This is a genomic window from Cellulomonas soli (assembly GCF_013409305.1).
Classification (GTDB): Bacteria; Actinomycetota; Actinomycetes; order Actinomycetales; family Cellulomonadaceae; genus Cellulomonas; species Cellulomonas soli.
Genome location: NZ_JACBZJ010000001.1, coordinates 804,183 through 817,529, shown reverse-complemented (window position 1 = coordinate 817,529; position 13,347 = coordinate 804,183). Strand labels below are relative to the sequence as shown.

Here is a 13,347-nt window from a genome sequence, read left to right as displayed (position 1 = left end):
TCGTCGGCCACCTGACCAGGGGCCCTGCGCTTGCCGAGCGCGGGGCCCCTGCCGGTCGTCGGCGGTCGTCGTCAGCGGTAGTTGACGAACTGCAGCGCCGCGTCGACGTCGGCGCCCTTGAGCAGCGCGATGGCCGCCTGCAGGTCGTCGCGGCTCTTCGCGCTGACCCGCAGCTCCTCGCCCTGGATCTGCGTCTTGACGCCCTTGGGGCCCTCGTCGCGGACGATCTTGGCGAGCTTCTTGGCGACCTCGGTGCTCAGGCCCTCCTTGATGAGGCCCTCGAGCCGGTACTCCTTGCCCGACGGCTTCGGCTCGTCGTCGCCGGTGTCGAGGGACTTCAGCGAGATGCCGCGCTTGATGAGCTTGGACTGGAACACGTCGAGCACCGCGAGCACGCGCTCGGAGGAGTTGGCCACCATGAGGACCTTCTCGCCGCTCCACGTGATCGACGCGCCGACACCCTTGAAGTCGTACCGCTGGGCGATCTCCTTGGCGGCCTGGTTGAGCGCGTTGTCGACCTCCTGACGGTCGACCTTGCTGACGACGTCGAACGAGGACTCGCTCGCCATGTTCTCTCCTTGCCGCCCGGCCTCGCGCCGGGCTCGTCCGTGTGCAGCCGCGGGTCCGACCCCGGTCGGGGTGGTCCACGTGCGGGGGTCGATGCACGAGCAGCCCCCGGAAGTTGCTATCCTTCCACCCGCACGTTGCTCGCGCGGTCGCGGTGGTCAGCCACCTCGGCGCCGGGCGGCACGCACCCTGGCGGGTTACCCGAGTGGCCAAAGGGGGCTGACTGTAAATCAGCTGGCAACGCCTACGGGGGTTCGAATCCCTCACCCGCCACGGACAAGACCCCCGGACCTCGACGGTCCGGGGGTCTTCTCGTCCTCGGGGTCAGCCGCAGGTGTACGCGCCCTCGGTGACCGTCACGGTCGTCCCCTCGCACAGCGTGTCGAACGCGCCGGCGTCCTGAGCCGAGCTGAACGCCAGCCCGACCCCCACGGGGGCCTCGTAGCCCGTCAGGCCACCCAGGGCCTCCTGGGCGCTCTCCTGGCAGGTCGGCTCCCACGGGCTCGTCCTGTAGCCGAGCGCGTCCAGGTCCTCGACGGTGTCCGCGAGCTCGGCCCCGGCCACGGTCGCGTCCTGGGCGACGTCGGTCCACACGACCCACAGCGTGCCGTCGGTGCTCGCCGGGTCGACGGCCGTCGGCCAGGACAGCCCGGTGGGTGCGGCATCGGCCGCTGCGCCGTCGTCCGGGGAGCAGCCGGCCGTGCCGGCCAGCGCCGCCAGGACGCCGACGGCGGCGAGGATCCCGCGGACGGGCCGCGCAGGGCCCACGACGCGCGCTGTACCCACGAGGCGTGCTGCCCAGGGGCGGGGCGGGCGAGGCGGGCGAGACGGGAAGGAGTGTCGGTCAGGCTGCTGCTGCATGGCGGGGATGCTGGCACCGCGGGGCCGCGCAGGGCAGGGGCGAAACGCTTAGGCGGGGCTGTCGGACGACTGCCGGGAGGGCGTCCGGCGGCCCTCGGGAGGCGCTCGAGAGGCTCTCTGAGGGCCGTCCGGGGGCCGATTTCGCCGTGACGCCCTGGCCCGTGTAACCTTGCACGCGCTGCCCCGATAGCTCAGTCGGCAGAGCGTCTCCATGGTAAGGAGAAGGTCAAGGGTTCGATTCCCTTTCGGGGCTCTGTGGTGTGTCACGGGTCAAGGCGTAGGCCTTGGCCCGTGAGGCACCCGTGGCGGGGTAGCTCAGGTGGTTAGAGCACACGGCTCATAATCGTGGTGTCGCGGGTTCGAGTCCCGCTCCCGCTACCACTCAAGGAACACACCGCGCGTCGGCCGGCGCGCGTCGACGAGATCGTAAGCACCGTGCGGTGCGAGAGGTGGCAAGACCATGGCCAGCAAGAGCTCGGACGTCCGTCCGAAGATCACGCTCGCGTGCACGGAGTGCAAGGAGCGGAACTACATCACGAAGAAGAACCGTCGGAACGACCCCGACCGTCTCGAGATGAAGAAGTTCTGCCCGCGCGAGAACCGCCACACCATCCACCGCGAGACCCGCTGACCCTGCCCTCGGGCAGCAGTCAGGGCTGATCGCATGGGCGTCGACACCGGCTACGCGGGGCGTGAGTACCCCGCGAACGCCGTCTACGAGGTCGCCCGCGAGAAGCTCCGCGAGTTCGCGTCCGCCGTCGGGTCCACGCACCCGGCGCACACGGACCCCGAGGCGGCACGGTCCCTCGGGTACCCGGACGTCATCGCGCCGGCGACCTTCGCGGTCGTCATCGCGCAGCGGGCCGAGGCCCAGCTGTTCGAGGACCCGGCCGCCGGGATCGACTTCAGTCGGGTCGTGCACGCCGACGAGCGGTTCACGCACCACCGGCCCATCCACGCGGGCGATCGTCTTGTCACGGTGCTGCACGTCGACCAGATCGTCGAGCGCGCGGGTCTGGCCATGATCACCACGCGGGCCGAGATCGCCACCGAGGCCGGTGAGGCGGTCGCCACGGTCGTCTCGACGCTCGCGGTCCGACCGGAGGACGCCGCATGAGCGACCGTCCCGGCCTTCCAGCGGCGACCGACCTCAGCGTCGGTCAGCAGGTCGTCTCCGGCCAGGTCACCGTCGACCGGGCCAGGCTCGTCCGCTACGCCGGGGCGAGCGGCGACTTCAACCCGATCCACTGGAACGAACGCGTGGCCACCTCGGTCGGCCTGCCCGGTGTGATCGCGCACGGCATGTGGACGATGGGCGCGGCCGTCACGGTCGTGACCGACTGGCTGGGCGACCCGGGTGCGGTGCTCGACTACCAGGTGCGCTTCACGCGCCCCGTGCCCGTGCCAGACCCGGGCGAGGTCGCCGTCGACGTCGTCGCGACGGTCGGAGCGCTGGACCTCGAGGCCCGGACCGCACGGATCGACCTGACGGTCTCCGTCGACGGGACGCGCGTGCTCGGCAAGGCCCAGGCGGTCGTCCGGCTCGGTTGATCCCCCGGGCATCGCCCTCGTGGTGGCGGCCGGAGCCGGTCGGCGCTCGGAGTGGTCGCCGGTCGGAACGCAGCGGGAGCCGGTCAGGCCGGGGCTGGGCCCGTGGTGGTGCCGATGCGCAGCGTGACGGGCAGCTCGACGTTGGCGGGCTGCTCACCGGCGAGCAGGGCCTCGACGGCGTGCCCGGCGGCGGCGCCCTTCTCGGCCAGCGGCTGGACGACCGAGGTCAGCACGTCGGGGGCCAGCCAGGGCAGGTCGAGCCCGTCGAACCCCGCCACCGACACGTCCTGCGGCACGCGCAGGCCCAGCTCGCGGGCGGCCAGCACCACGCCGGAGGCCAGCAGGTCGGACTGGCACAGGATCGCGGTCGGGGGCTCCGGGGCGGTCAGCAGGGCTCGGCCGGCGACTGCGCCGTGCTCGACGAGCGAGGCGGGCGTCTCCCAGACGGAGTGCGGCACGACCCCGGCGTCCAGGACGCCGGCCAGCCGGCGGCCGGTGATGACCCAGGCGGGTTCGTGCCGGTCGGCCTCGTCGACGAGTCCTTCGTGCCGCTCGCGGGAGAACGGCAGCGTGACGACGCTGATCCGTCGGTGCCCGAGATCGGTGAGGTGCCTCGCGAGGCGGGCCATGCCCCCGCGGTCGTCGATGCCGACGACGGGGACGTCCGCGGTGCGGCTGCCCTCGACGAGCACGGTGGGCACGCCGCGGCGGCGCAGCGCGCCGAGCACCTCGGCATCGGTCGTGCCGCCCCACAGCAGGACGGCGACGTCCATCGCGGCGGACTCGAGGAGCGGGTCGACGGCCGGTGCGCCGGCGTCGCAGGAGTTGGGGATGAGCAGCACCCCGAGGTCGAGCGCGCCGAGGGTGCCGACCAGGCCGTCGAGCACCTGGACGGAGACCGGGTCGCGGAAGGATCGCCGCAGCGCGTCGCCGACGACCACGCCGACGATGCCGGAGCGTCCGCGCCGCAGCTGGCGGCCGAGCGGGTTCGGGCCCGCGTAGTCGAGCGCGGTCGCGGCGTCGAGCACCCGCTGCCGCGTCGCGGCCGCGATGGGGCCCGCGCCGGAGAACGCGAGGGACGCCGTCGAGACGGAGACGCCGGCGGCGGCGGCGACGTCGGCGAGGGTCGGGCGCTGGCTCGACAGGGGGCCACCTCCGGTCGGTCTGCGGCGTCCTGCGGGTCGCGGCGGACGTGGTTGACGCAGCGGCCAGCGTACCCGCAGAATGGTCGGAATCCTCAAATCGATTCGATACCTCGCGCGACGCGGCCTCGAATCGATTCGATCTCTCTCGCCCGTCGCCCGTGCGTCCCCGGACGTGGCGGGCTGCCCGACCGTTCGTGGAGCCTTCGTGAGCCTGCCCTCCCGCCCCGGGAGCCCCGGTGCCGGACCGGTCCGTCCGGCACGCCCGCCGCGCGTCTCGCGCGCCGCGCGCGCCGGCGTCGACCCGACCGTGCAGCGCGCGCGCGTGCTGCTGCTCGGGCTGTTCGGCCTGCTCGGCGTCGCCGTGTCCAGCTGGCTCGCGCGCATCCCGACGATCCGGGACCTGCTCGACCTGTCCACCGGAGACCTCGGCGTCATCCTGCTGATCGGTTCGGTCGGCGCCCTCCTGTGCGTGACGTTCGCCGGCGTGGTCGTCACCCGGTACGGCAGCCGGGCGGGGCTCGCGTCGTCGACGATCGTGTTCGCGGTCGGGTACGTGCTCATGGGTGTCGGACCGGCCGTCGGATCGTTGCCGCTGCTCGCCGTCGGCGTCTTCCTGCAGGGCTGCTCGATGCCGCTGGGCAACGTCCCGCTCAACGTGGAGGCCGCACGCATCGAGCGGGCCATGGGTCGCACCGTCCTCCCGCAGTTCCACGCGATGTTCTCCATCGGCGCCGTGCTCGGCTCGTCGCTCGGGGCCGTGGCCTCGCACGCGGGCGTGCCCGTGCAGCTGCAGTTCGGCACTGTCGCCGCGGTGTTCGTCCTCTGGCGGTTCTCGGCGCTGCGCGGCGTGGTCCTGGCCGACGCGCCCGGTGACGCCTCGCGCGCCGTGCCCGTCGAGGACGTCGTGCGTGACCCCCAGGCGGGCCCGGCGCCGACCACGGAGCGGCGCCCCACCGGGCGGCGGATCGGCACCGCTCTCGGCGCCTGGCGCGAGCCGCGGACCTTGCTCATCGGGGTCGTCATCATGGCCGCCTCGCTGTCCGAGGGCGCCGCCAACGACTGGCTCTCGCTCGCCGTCGTCGACGGGTTCGACAAGCCCGAGGCCGTCGGCGGGGTCGTCCTCGGCGTGTTCGTCGGGGCGATGACCCTCGTGCGGCTGCTCGGCACCCGGCTCATCGACCGGTTCGGTCGCGTCGTCGTGCTGCGCACCTCGGGGCTCGTGTCGATCGCCGGGCTGCTGCTGTTCGGTCTCGCCCCGTCCTTCGCGCTGGCCGGCATCGGCGTGGCCGCCTGGGGGTTCGGCGCGGCGCTCGCCGTGCCCATCGGCATCGCGGCCGCCTCGGACGACCCGGTGCGGGCCGCCGGGCGCGTCGCCGTGGTGTCCTCCTTCGCCTCGGTCGCGTCGATCGCCGCCCCACCGCTGCTCGGGCTCGCCGCCGAGGCGACGGGCGCACGCCACTCCCTGCTGCTCATCACGGCCGCCATGGTGGCCAGCGTGGTCTTCTCCGGACGGGTCGCCGGCCCGGCACCGGCTGCGCGGTCCGACGCGGTCGCCGTCCCGTCGGCACCGGACGGACAGGAGCCGGTCGGTGTGCGGTCCGCCGAGCGGCACCGCGCGCCGGAACCGCTCGAACCCGCCGGCGCGGTGCGACCCTGAGCCCGCACGGATCGGACGCGGCCGGGCCTCCCGGGCCCGTGACCTGCCGCGCGACCCCGACCCCGACCATCCCCACCCCGGAGGGACGATGACGACTCCCCGCGACCCCGACGCCCGCACGAGCCCGGGACCGACGCCGACACACCTGGACGGCCCGCCGGCCGACCCCACGAGCGGGACGAGCGCACCGCGCGTCGCCCCCGAAGCCGTCGGCCGTGCCGTGCGCCACGCGTCGACGGCCGTGTTCGTCGTCTTCGTGCTCAACGGCTTCAACTTCGCCAGCTGGGCCTCGCGCATGCCCGCCATCCGCGACGGCCTCGGCTTCTCGCCGCAGAAGATGGGCCTGCTGCTGCTCGTCGCGTCCGTGGGGTCGCTGCTCGCGCTGCCGCTGTCCGGACTCGTCGTCGAACGGCTGGGTGCGCGGCGCACGGTCATGTCGTTCGCGGTGCTCAACGCCGGCGGTCTCGTCGTCGCCTCCGTCGGGGTGGCGGTCGACCAGGTGGCCGTGGTCGCGCTCGGCCTGGGGCTCTTCGGCGTCGGCACAGGGGTCTGGGACGCCGCGATGAACCTCGAGGGCGCCGCCGTCGAGCAGCGCCTCGGTCGGACCGTCATGCCGAGGTACCACGCCGGCTTCTCGTTCGGCACGATGGCGGCGGCCGGCATCGCCGCCCTGGTCGCGGCCGCGCACGTGCCCGTGGTCGTGCACCTGCCCGTCGCGGTGACGCTGTCCACGATCGGGGTGTTCCTCGCCGTGCGCGCCTTCCTGCCCGCAGGCGACGAGCACGCGGCGTCGGGCGCGGGGGTCGCGGCCGAGGGCACCGACACGTCCGCGGACCCCTCGACGGCCGCGCCGCGGGGTGCACGGGGTGCCCTGGCGGCCTGGCGCGAGTCGCGCACCCTGCTGATCGGCCTCGTGGTGCTGGCCGCGGCGCTCACCGAGGGCGCTGCCAACGACTGGGTGAGCCTGGCCGTGGTCGACGGCTTCGGCACCTCGCACGCCGTCGGCGCGATCGGCTTCGGTGTGTTCGTCACCGCGATGACGGCCATGCGCCTGTTCGGCACGGTGCTGCTCGACCGCTTCGGGCGGGTCACCGTGCTGCGCCTGACGGCCGGGCTCGCGCTCGTCGGGCTGCTGGTGTTCTGCCTCGTCGGCCCGCTGTGGGTCGCGCTCGTCGGCGTCGTGCTGTGGGGTGCGGGTGCGGCACTCGGGTTCCCGGTCGGCATGAGCGCCGCGGCGGACGACCCCCTGCGTGCGGCTGCCCGGGTGTCGGTGGTCTCGACGATCGGCTACTCCGCGTTCCTGGCCGGCCCGCCGCTGCTCGGCCTGCTCGCGGACAAGATCGGGTACCGCAACGCGCTGCTGGCCATCGCGGTGCCGATCGTGCTGGGGCTGCTCGTGACGAACGCCGCGGCGCCCCTGCGACGCCCCGACCCGGCACCCGAGGCCGGTTAGCCTGTGCGGGTGGAGCTCGACGCCTGCGACCTGCCCGCCCCGAGCCCGCTGCCCGGGGTGCCGCCCCGCGCCCTGCAGCCACCCGGCACCGTGCCGACCCTGGCCGAGCTGACGACCCTGCGGGTCGGTGGTCCCGCCCGGCGGTACGTCGAGACGTCGACCGAGCAGGACCTCATCGACGTCGTCCGTGACGCCGACGCCGCCGCCGAACCCGTGCTCGTGCTGGGCGGCGGGTCGAACGTGGTCGTGGCGGACACCGGGTTCGAGGGCGTGGTGGTCCGTGACGTGCGCGGGGGCATCGCCGTGCCCGACGCGTCGGCCTGCGCGGGCGTCACGCTCACCGTGCCTGCCGGCACGCCGTGGGACCAGGTGGTCGCGTACGCGGTCGAGCAGGGTCTGCACGGCGTCGAGGCGTTGTCCGGGATCCCCGGGTCCACCGGTGCGGCGCCCGTGCAGAACGTCGGCGCGTACGGCCAGGAGGTCTCCCAGTCGATCGCGCACGTGCGGGTCTGGGACCGTGCGCGTGGCCGCGTGCGCACGTTGCCGCTTGTCACGCTCGCGTTCGGGTACCGCAGCTCGCTGCTCAAGCGGTCGATGCGCGCCGCCGACCCGTCCGATCCCGCCGCGCCCTGGGCGCCCACGCCCCGCTACGTCGTGCTCGACGTGACGTTCCAGCTGCGGCCCGGGACGCTCTCGTCACCGATCGCCTACGCCGAGCTCGCCCGCACGCTCGGGACGAGCATCGGTGGGCGCGCACCCCTGGCCGAGGTCCGTGCGGCCGTGCTCGCGCTGCGGGCGGGCAAGGGCATGGTGCTCGACCCGGCCGACCCGGACACGGCGAGCGCCGGGTCGTTCTTCACGAACCCGCTGCTGGAGCAGGCCGCGGCCGACGCCCTGCCGGCCGACGCGCCGCGGTTCCCCGCCGCCGACGGCAGGGTCAAGTCGAGCGCGGCGTGGCTGATCGAGCACGCGGGGTTCAGCAAGGGCTTCGGGGCGCCCGGGCCCGCGACCCTGTCCACGAAGCACACGCTCGCCCTGACGAACCGGGGTGCGGCGACCACGGCGGACGTGCTGGCCCTGGCCCGTCAGGTGCGCGACGGAGTGCGTGATCGCTTCGGCGTCGAGCTCGAGCCGGAGCCGGTGCTCGTCGGCGTCAGCCTCTGAGCCGCCGCCCGCGTCGGGCTCAGGTCGGACCGATCGATCCCGACCGGTCGGCTGTCGTCGGCTCGGCGGCGCCGAGCAGGGCACCGCGCACGAGGGTGAGCGCGTCCTCATCGGTCAGCCCGGCCTCGCGGGCGGCGCGGACGTAGGCCTGCGCGGCGAGCAGCGGGCCGACGTCCGCGCCGCGCGCGGCGACCACCGTGCCGGTCCGCCGCCGTGTCGCGACGACACCCGCCTGCTCGAGCTCGCGGAACGCGCGCGCGACGGTGCCGGGGGCGACGCCCAGGTCGGCCGCGAGCGCGCGGATGGTCGGGAGCCGGTCGCCCACGGCGAGTCGTCCGGCCGCGACGTGGGCGACGACCTGCGTGCGGATCTGCTCGTAGACGGGCACGCCCGAGTCGAGCGCCACCTCGAGCGAGACGCTCATGCGGCGGTGGTGGGGGTCGGGCGCGAGTCGGCGCGGTCGGTCGGCGTGGGCGTCGTGGGCGCCGGCACGGTGCTGCGCACCAGGGTCCACGCGGTCAGGACGAGGCTGGCCGGTACGAGGACGGTGCCGAGGACGACGCCGGCCGTGCCGAGCGCAGCGACGGCCTGGAGCGCGGGTGTGAACGGGTCCGGCGCGGACCCGGCGAGGCCGGGCTGCGCGGCGGTGCGTGCGGCATGGCCTGCCGTCGTCAGGACCCCGGCCAGCGTGAGGCCGAGCACGACCTGCGACCCGGCGAGCACGCGTGCCGACGAGGCCCGCCGCAGCCGGTGGTCGTCGGAGGTCGAGGTGTCGGCGACGGCGGGTCGGCGCGCGACGAGCCGCAGCACGGCCTCGGTGCCGGCGAGGACGACGAGCGTGGCGGCCGCGAGCGGCAGCCCGTAGAACGCACCGGGGTACGGACCGGCCGAGCTCGTGATCGCGTCGCCGTGCACGACGGTGAGCGAGCGCCCGTCGCCGTCAGCGGTGGCGGCGGCGACCGCGAGCAGCACGAGGATCGCGCCGGCGATCACCCAGGTGAGCGTGCGCAGCCCGTGCGGGGCGAGGTCCCGTACCCGTCGTGGCGACAGCAGTGCCCGACGGACCGTCCCGGTGGGGCGCGGCCAGGTCAGCTCTCCGGCGGCGTGCACGGCGAGGTGCGCCGCCCCGGCGACGGCGGGGGTCAGGCCGATCAGCACCCCTGCCTGCAGCCCGCCGGTGCTCCGGGCGAGCGGGAGCAGCAGCCAGGGGGCGAGCAGCAGCGCTGCCCAGGCGAGTGTGGTGGTCGCGGCGGCGTGGCGGCGCGCGGCGGCGAACGCGGCGGGCACGCTCACCGGTGGCGGGGTCCAGGCGGCGCTCGCCGGGGCGGGTCCCTGGCGCCCGCCGGCCACGAGCACGACCAGTGCCACGGTGCCGCCGACTGCCAGCGCGAGGACGGCGAGCCCGACGAGCAGGACGAGGACGTGCATGAGGCACCCTTCGATCAATGAGTCAGTACATTGATACAAACGGTGTCGGGCCGACCTGTCAAGCCGTGGGCACCCGCTCCGGCGTCGCCAACCAGGCGTCGACACCGGCCAGCAGTCGTGCCCGCACGTCCGCCGACGCCCGTGACGCCCGGATCGACGCCCGCGCAAGCCCGGCCAGCTCGTCGTCCGAGAAGCCGTGCACCGTCCGCGCCGTCTCGTACTGCGCGAGCAGACGCGACCGGAACAGCAACGGGTCGTCCGCCCCCAGCGCCACGGTCGCCCCCGCGGCCACCAGCGCCCGCAACGGCACGTGCCGTGCGTCGTCGTACACGCCCAGCGACACGTTCGAGGCCGGGCAGACCTCCAGTGCGACGCCCGAGGCGACCACCCGCTCGAGCACGCGGGGGTCCTCGCCGGCACGCACCCCGTGCCCGAGCCGGTCCGGGTGCAGGTGCCCCAGCACGTCCTCGACGTGCCCCGGGCCGAGCAGCTCACCACCGTGCGGCACGGACGCGAGCCCCGCCCGCCGGGCGATCGCGAACGCCGGCGCGAACGCGGCGGTCTCGCCCCGGCGCTCGTCGTTCGACAGCCCGAAGCCGACGACCTCGCCCTGGCCGTCGCCGGCATACCGCGCGGCCAGCCGGGCCAAGGTCCGCGCCTCGAGCGGGTGCCGCATGCGCGAGGCCGCCACGACGACCCCGACGCTCACCCCGTGCCGCGCGCCGGCCTCACGGGCCGCGTCGAGCACGATCTCCAGAGCCGGCGTGATGCCCCCGACGAACGGGGCGTACGAGGTCGGGTCCACCTGCATCTCGAGCCGGCCCGAACCCTCCGCGGCGTCGTCCGCCACGGCCTCCGCGACGATCCGGCGCATGTCCGCCTCGCCCCGCACGCACGCCCGGGCCGCGTCGTACAGGCGCTGGAACCGGAACCAGCCGCGCTCGTCCGCCGGGACGTGCAGCGGGTCGTCGTCGAGCAGCGCCGACGGCAGGCGGACCCGGTGGGCCGCGGCCAGCTCGGCCAGCGTGCCCGGGCGCATCGACCCCGTGAAGTGCAGGTGCAGGTGGGCCTTGGGGAGCAGGGCCAGGTCGCGCACGGGCGTCAGTCTGCCAGGCAGGGTCGCATGCCCCGACCGTGCGCTCGCGCGGAGCTCGCTCAGACCCGGACAGCGCCGGCAGCGCCGGCAGCGCCGGCGGTGCCGCGGTCGCGGGCCTCGGCGTCGACCAGGCGGTAGCCGAGCCCGCGCACCGTCTCGAAGTGCTCGGCCCCGAGCTTGCGGCGCAGGTAGCGCACGTACACGTCCACGACGTTCGAGCCCGGGTCGAAGTCGTACCCCCACACGAGCGAGAGGAGCTGCTCGCGCGTCAGCACGTGCCCAGGGTGGCGCAGGAACGTCTCGGCCAGTGCGAACTCCCGGGCCGACAGGTCCACCTCGCGATCACGCACCCGCATCCGTCGGGCGTGCAGGTCCAGCTGCAACGGGCCGTGCGTGAGCACGGCGACCTCGCCGGTCGATCCCTGCGCCCGCAGCCGGAGCCGCACCCGCGCGAGCAGCTCCTCGAACCGGAACGGCTTGGGGACGTAGTCGTCGGCGCCGTGCTCGAGCCCCGCCACGGTGTCGCTGACCGACGTGCGGGCCGTGAGCACCACGACCGGCACGGGGTTCTGGTCGTCGCGGATGCGCCGGAGCACCTCGAAGCCGTCCACGTCGACGAGCCCGAGGTCGAGGATCACCAGGTGCACCCCGCCCTTGCGGACCAGGGCCAGGGCCTCGCGGCCGCTCGTCACAGCGGTCGTGGTGTAGCCGGCCGCGCGCAGCCCCTTGGCGACGAACGCGGCGATGCGTTCCTCGTCCTCGACGATCAGGATGTGCGTCATGCGTTCTCCACGAGCTCGGCGTCGACGAAGGATCCCTGGTCAGCGCCCCCTGTGTCCAGGTCGCCCCCGTGCGTCCCGTCCCGCCCGTCGTGCTCGTCCTGTCCGTCCCGCACCCCTGGTGCAGCACCGTCCACGCGGTCGCGTGCCGGCAGGTCCAGGACGAACACGGCACCGGGTCCGCGCCCTGGGGGCGGCTGCTCGACCAGGACCCTGCCCTGGTGAGCGGCGGCGATGGCGGCCACGATCGGCAGCCCCAGGCCCGCGCCGTGCGCCGTGCGGTCGGCCTGCCCCCGGTGGAACCGCTCGAAGATCAGCGGCACCTGGTCCGGCGGGACGCCGCGCCCCTCGTCGCGCGCCCACAGCAGCAGGCGGTCCCCGGCGACCTCGCTGCCGATGCGCACCGTGCTGCCGTCCGACGAGAACCGCACGGCGTTCGCCAGGAGCTGCAGCCACGCCTGCGTGACCCGCTGCTCGTCGAGCAGCACCGTCACGTCCGCGCGCGCCCCGACGACCCACCGTCGGTCACCGAGGCCGCGCGCCTTGTCGTGCACGTCGTCGGTGAGCCGACCCACGTCGGTCGGTGCGAACCGCACGAAGTCCGGTCGGTCGGCCGTGGCGAGCGTGACCAGGTCGTCCACCAGCCGGTGCATGCGGTCGAGCTCGTCGAGCGCGAGGGCCTGCGTGGCCTGCACGTCCTCCGGGTCGTGCGGGTCCAGCAGCTCGAGATGACCGCGCACGATGGTCAGCGGGGTGCGCAGCTCGTGGCCGACGTCGTCGAGGAGCTCGCGCTGGGAGCCGAAGGCGCGCTGCAGCCGGTCGAGCATCGCGTTGACCGTGCGGGCCAGGTCCGACAGGTCGTCGTGCCCGGTGACCTCGATGCGCTCGGACAGGTCCGACTCGGTGACCCTCCGGGCCGTGTCCCGCAGCAACCGGATCGGCGCGAGCAGTCGGCCGACGACGTGCCACGACACCGCGCCGACCAGGACGAGGGTGAACATGCCGACGACGGAGTACAGCGCGTAGGTGCGGGTCAGCCCGCCGAGCTCGGCCGACCTGTCGGTCGCGACGACGAACATCCCCGCGGTGTCCTCGCCGACCTGTACGCGCACGGCCACGAGCCGGTACTCGGTCGCGGAGGTGCGCACGGTCCGGGGGACGGCCGGCGCGTCGGGGCCGAGCGCGTCGAGCGCGGCGACGAGCTCGGGGTCCTGCTCGAGCCGTACGCCGCGTGTCTCGGGGGCCGGCAGCCACAGCGGGATGCCGCCCTGCAGCGTCAGCACCCCTTCGTGCTCGCCGGGCACCCGGCTGCGCACGGCCTCGTTCAGCAGCCGTGACACGGACGTGAACGGCTCGTGGGTCTGCGGGTCGTCCTGCGCGGCGAGCGACTCGAACGCGGTGACGGCGCGGCGCAGCGAGTCGTCGATCCTGTCGTCGGTCTGCTGCGTCTGCAGCCCGTAGGCCGTGGTCCCGGCCACGAGGACCGTGATCGCCGCGATCGCGATGGACGCCGCCATGACGCGCGCCCGCACCGTGAGCCGGGCGCTCCACGAACCCGCGGGCCGGGCCTCGGCGCGCGGCGGCTCACCGGACGCGACGCGCTGGGGCATCCGCCCAGTATGGGGGAGCGTGGACGCGCTCCGACA

14 protein-coding genes and 3 tRNA genes are annotated in these 13,347 nt (G+C 74.7%); 9 read left to right on the top strand and 8 right to left on the bottom strand.

Translation table 11 applies throughout. The annotated features are described in order from the left end of the window. Positions 1–71: 71 nt before the first annotated feature. Positions 72–569: a YajQ family cyclic di-GMP-binding protein gene (locus tag BKA22_RS03695; RefSeq protein ID WP_146951505.1), complete on the bottom strand. Its 498-nt coding sequence runs from the start codon at positions 567–569 to the stop codon at positions 72–74. Between the two features lie 189 nt (positions 570–758). On the opposite strand from BKA22_RS03695, the gene BKA22_RS03690 reads away from it, so the two are divergent. Continuing rightward, positions 759–840 (top strand) — tRNA-Tyr (locus tag BKA22_RS03690). Positions 841–891: 51 nt separating this feature from the next. Here the strand turns inward: BKA22_RS03690 and BKA22_RS03685 are convergent. Next, the gene (locus BKA22_RS03685; protein ID WP_146951504.1) at positions 892–1,335 is read right to left on the bottom strand and encodes a hypothetical protein; all 444 of its coding nucleotides are present in this window, start codon (positions 1,333–1,335) and stop codon (positions 892–894) included. A 273-nt stretch (positions 1,336–1,608) separates the two neighbouring features. On the opposite strand from BKA22_RS03685, the gene BKA22_RS03680 reads away from it, so the two are divergent. The 5 genes from BKA22_RS03680 (at position 1,609) to BKA22_RS03660 (ending at position 2,979) form a co-directional block, all read left to right on the top strand. Further along, positions 1,609–1,681: transfer RNA gene (locus BKA22_RS03680), tRNA-Thr, on the top strand. 51 nt (positions 1,682–1,732) lie between these two features. Then, positions 1,733–1,809, top strand: a tRNA-Met gene (locus tag BKA22_RS03675). Between the two features lie 79 nt (positions 1,810–1,888). Next, positions 1,889–2,059, top strand: a complete 171-nt coding sequence (gene rpmG / locus BKA22_RS03670) for a 50S ribosomal protein L33 (protein WP_146951503.1) — start codon at positions 1,889–1,891, stop codon at positions 2,057–2,059. A gap of 33 nt (positions 2,060–2,092) precedes the next feature. After that, complete coding sequence (locus BKA22_RS03665) at positions 2,093–2,545, top strand: FAS1-like dehydratase domain-containing protein (protein ID WP_146951502.1); 453 nt, start codon at positions 2,093–2,095, stop codon at positions 2,543–2,545. Next, a complete protein-coding gene (locus BKA22_RS03660; protein ID WP_146951501.1) occupies positions 2,542–2,979 on the top strand; it encodes a MaoC family dehydratase in 438 nt (145 codons plus the stop codon). Before BKA22_RS03665 ends, BKA22_RS03660 begins: the two co-directional genes overlap by 4 nt. A gap of 83 nt (positions 2,980–3,062) precedes the next feature. Here the strand turns inward: BKA22_RS03660 and BKA22_RS03655 are convergent, their stop codons facing one another. Next, entirely contained in the window at positions 3,063–4,124 is a 1,062-nt protein-coding gene (locus tag BKA22_RS03655) for a LacI family DNA-binding transcriptional regulator (protein WP_223203415.1), read from the bottom strand. 205 nt (positions 4,125–4,329) lie between these two features. Between BKA22_RS03655 and BKA22_RS03650 the strand changes: the two genes are divergently transcribed. The 3 genes from BKA22_RS03650 to BKA22_RS03640 all read left to right on the top strand — a co-directional run bounded on the left by BKA22_RS03650 (position 4,330) and on the right by BKA22_RS03640 (position 8,398). Next, the gene (locus BKA22_RS03650; protein ID WP_223203409.1) at positions 4,330–5,781 is read left to right on the top strand and encodes an MFS transporter; all 1,452 of its coding nucleotides are present in this window, start codon (positions 4,330–4,332) and stop codon (positions 5,779–5,781) included. 88 nt (positions 5,782–5,869) lie between these two features. Beyond that, positions 5,870–7,234, top strand: a complete 1,365-nt coding sequence (locus BKA22_RS03645; RefSeq protein WP_146951498.1) for an MFS transporter — start codon at positions 5,870–5,872, stop codon at positions 7,232–7,234. A 9-nt stretch (positions 7,235–7,243) separates the two neighbouring features. Beyond that, a complete protein-coding gene (locus tag BKA22_RS03640; RefSeq protein WP_371863647.1) occupies positions 7,244–8,398 on the top strand; it encodes a UDP-N-acetylmuramate dehydrogenase in 1,155 nt (384 codons plus the stop codon). A gap of 19 nt (positions 8,399–8,417) precedes the next feature. Here the strand turns inward: BKA22_RS03640 and BKA22_RS03635 are convergent, their stop codons facing one another. From BKA22_RS03635 to BKA22_RS03615, 5 genes are read right to left on the bottom strand one after another with little or no spacing between them, the layout of a single operon-like run. Then, positions 8,418–8,822: a GntR family transcriptional regulator gene (locus BKA22_RS03635; protein WP_146951497.1), complete on the bottom strand. Its 405-nt coding sequence runs from the start codon at positions 8,820–8,822 to the stop codon at positions 8,418–8,420. Next, positions 8,819–9,826 carry a hypothetical protein gene (locus BKA22_RS03630; protein WP_146951496.1) on the bottom strand — a complete coding sequence of 336 codons (1,008 nt, stop codon included), beginning with the start codon at positions 9,824–9,826 and terminating at the stop codon, positions 8,819–8,821. Before BKA22_RS03630 ends, BKA22_RS03635 begins: the two co-directional genes overlap by 4 nt. 58 nt (positions 9,827–9,884) lie before the next feature. After that, positions 9,885–10,922: an adenosine deaminase gene (locus BKA22_RS03625; RefSeq protein WP_146951495.1), complete on the bottom strand. Its 1,038-nt coding sequence runs from the start codon at positions 10,920–10,922 to the stop codon at positions 9,885–9,887. Positions 10,923–10,981: 59 nt separating this feature from the next. Next, complete coding sequence (locus BKA22_RS03620; protein WP_146951494.1) at positions 10,982–11,704, bottom strand: response regulator transcription factor; 723 nt, start codon at positions 11,702–11,704, stop codon at positions 10,982–10,984. After that, positions 11,701–13,311, bottom strand: a complete 1,611-nt coding sequence (locus BKA22_RS03615; RefSeq protein WP_146951493.1) for a sensor histidine kinase — start codon at positions 13,309–13,311, stop codon at positions 11,701–11,703. The genes BKA22_RS03620 and BKA22_RS03615 overlap by 4 nt, the downstream gene beginning before the upstream one ends. Positions 13,312–13,347: the final 36 nt, after the last annotated feature.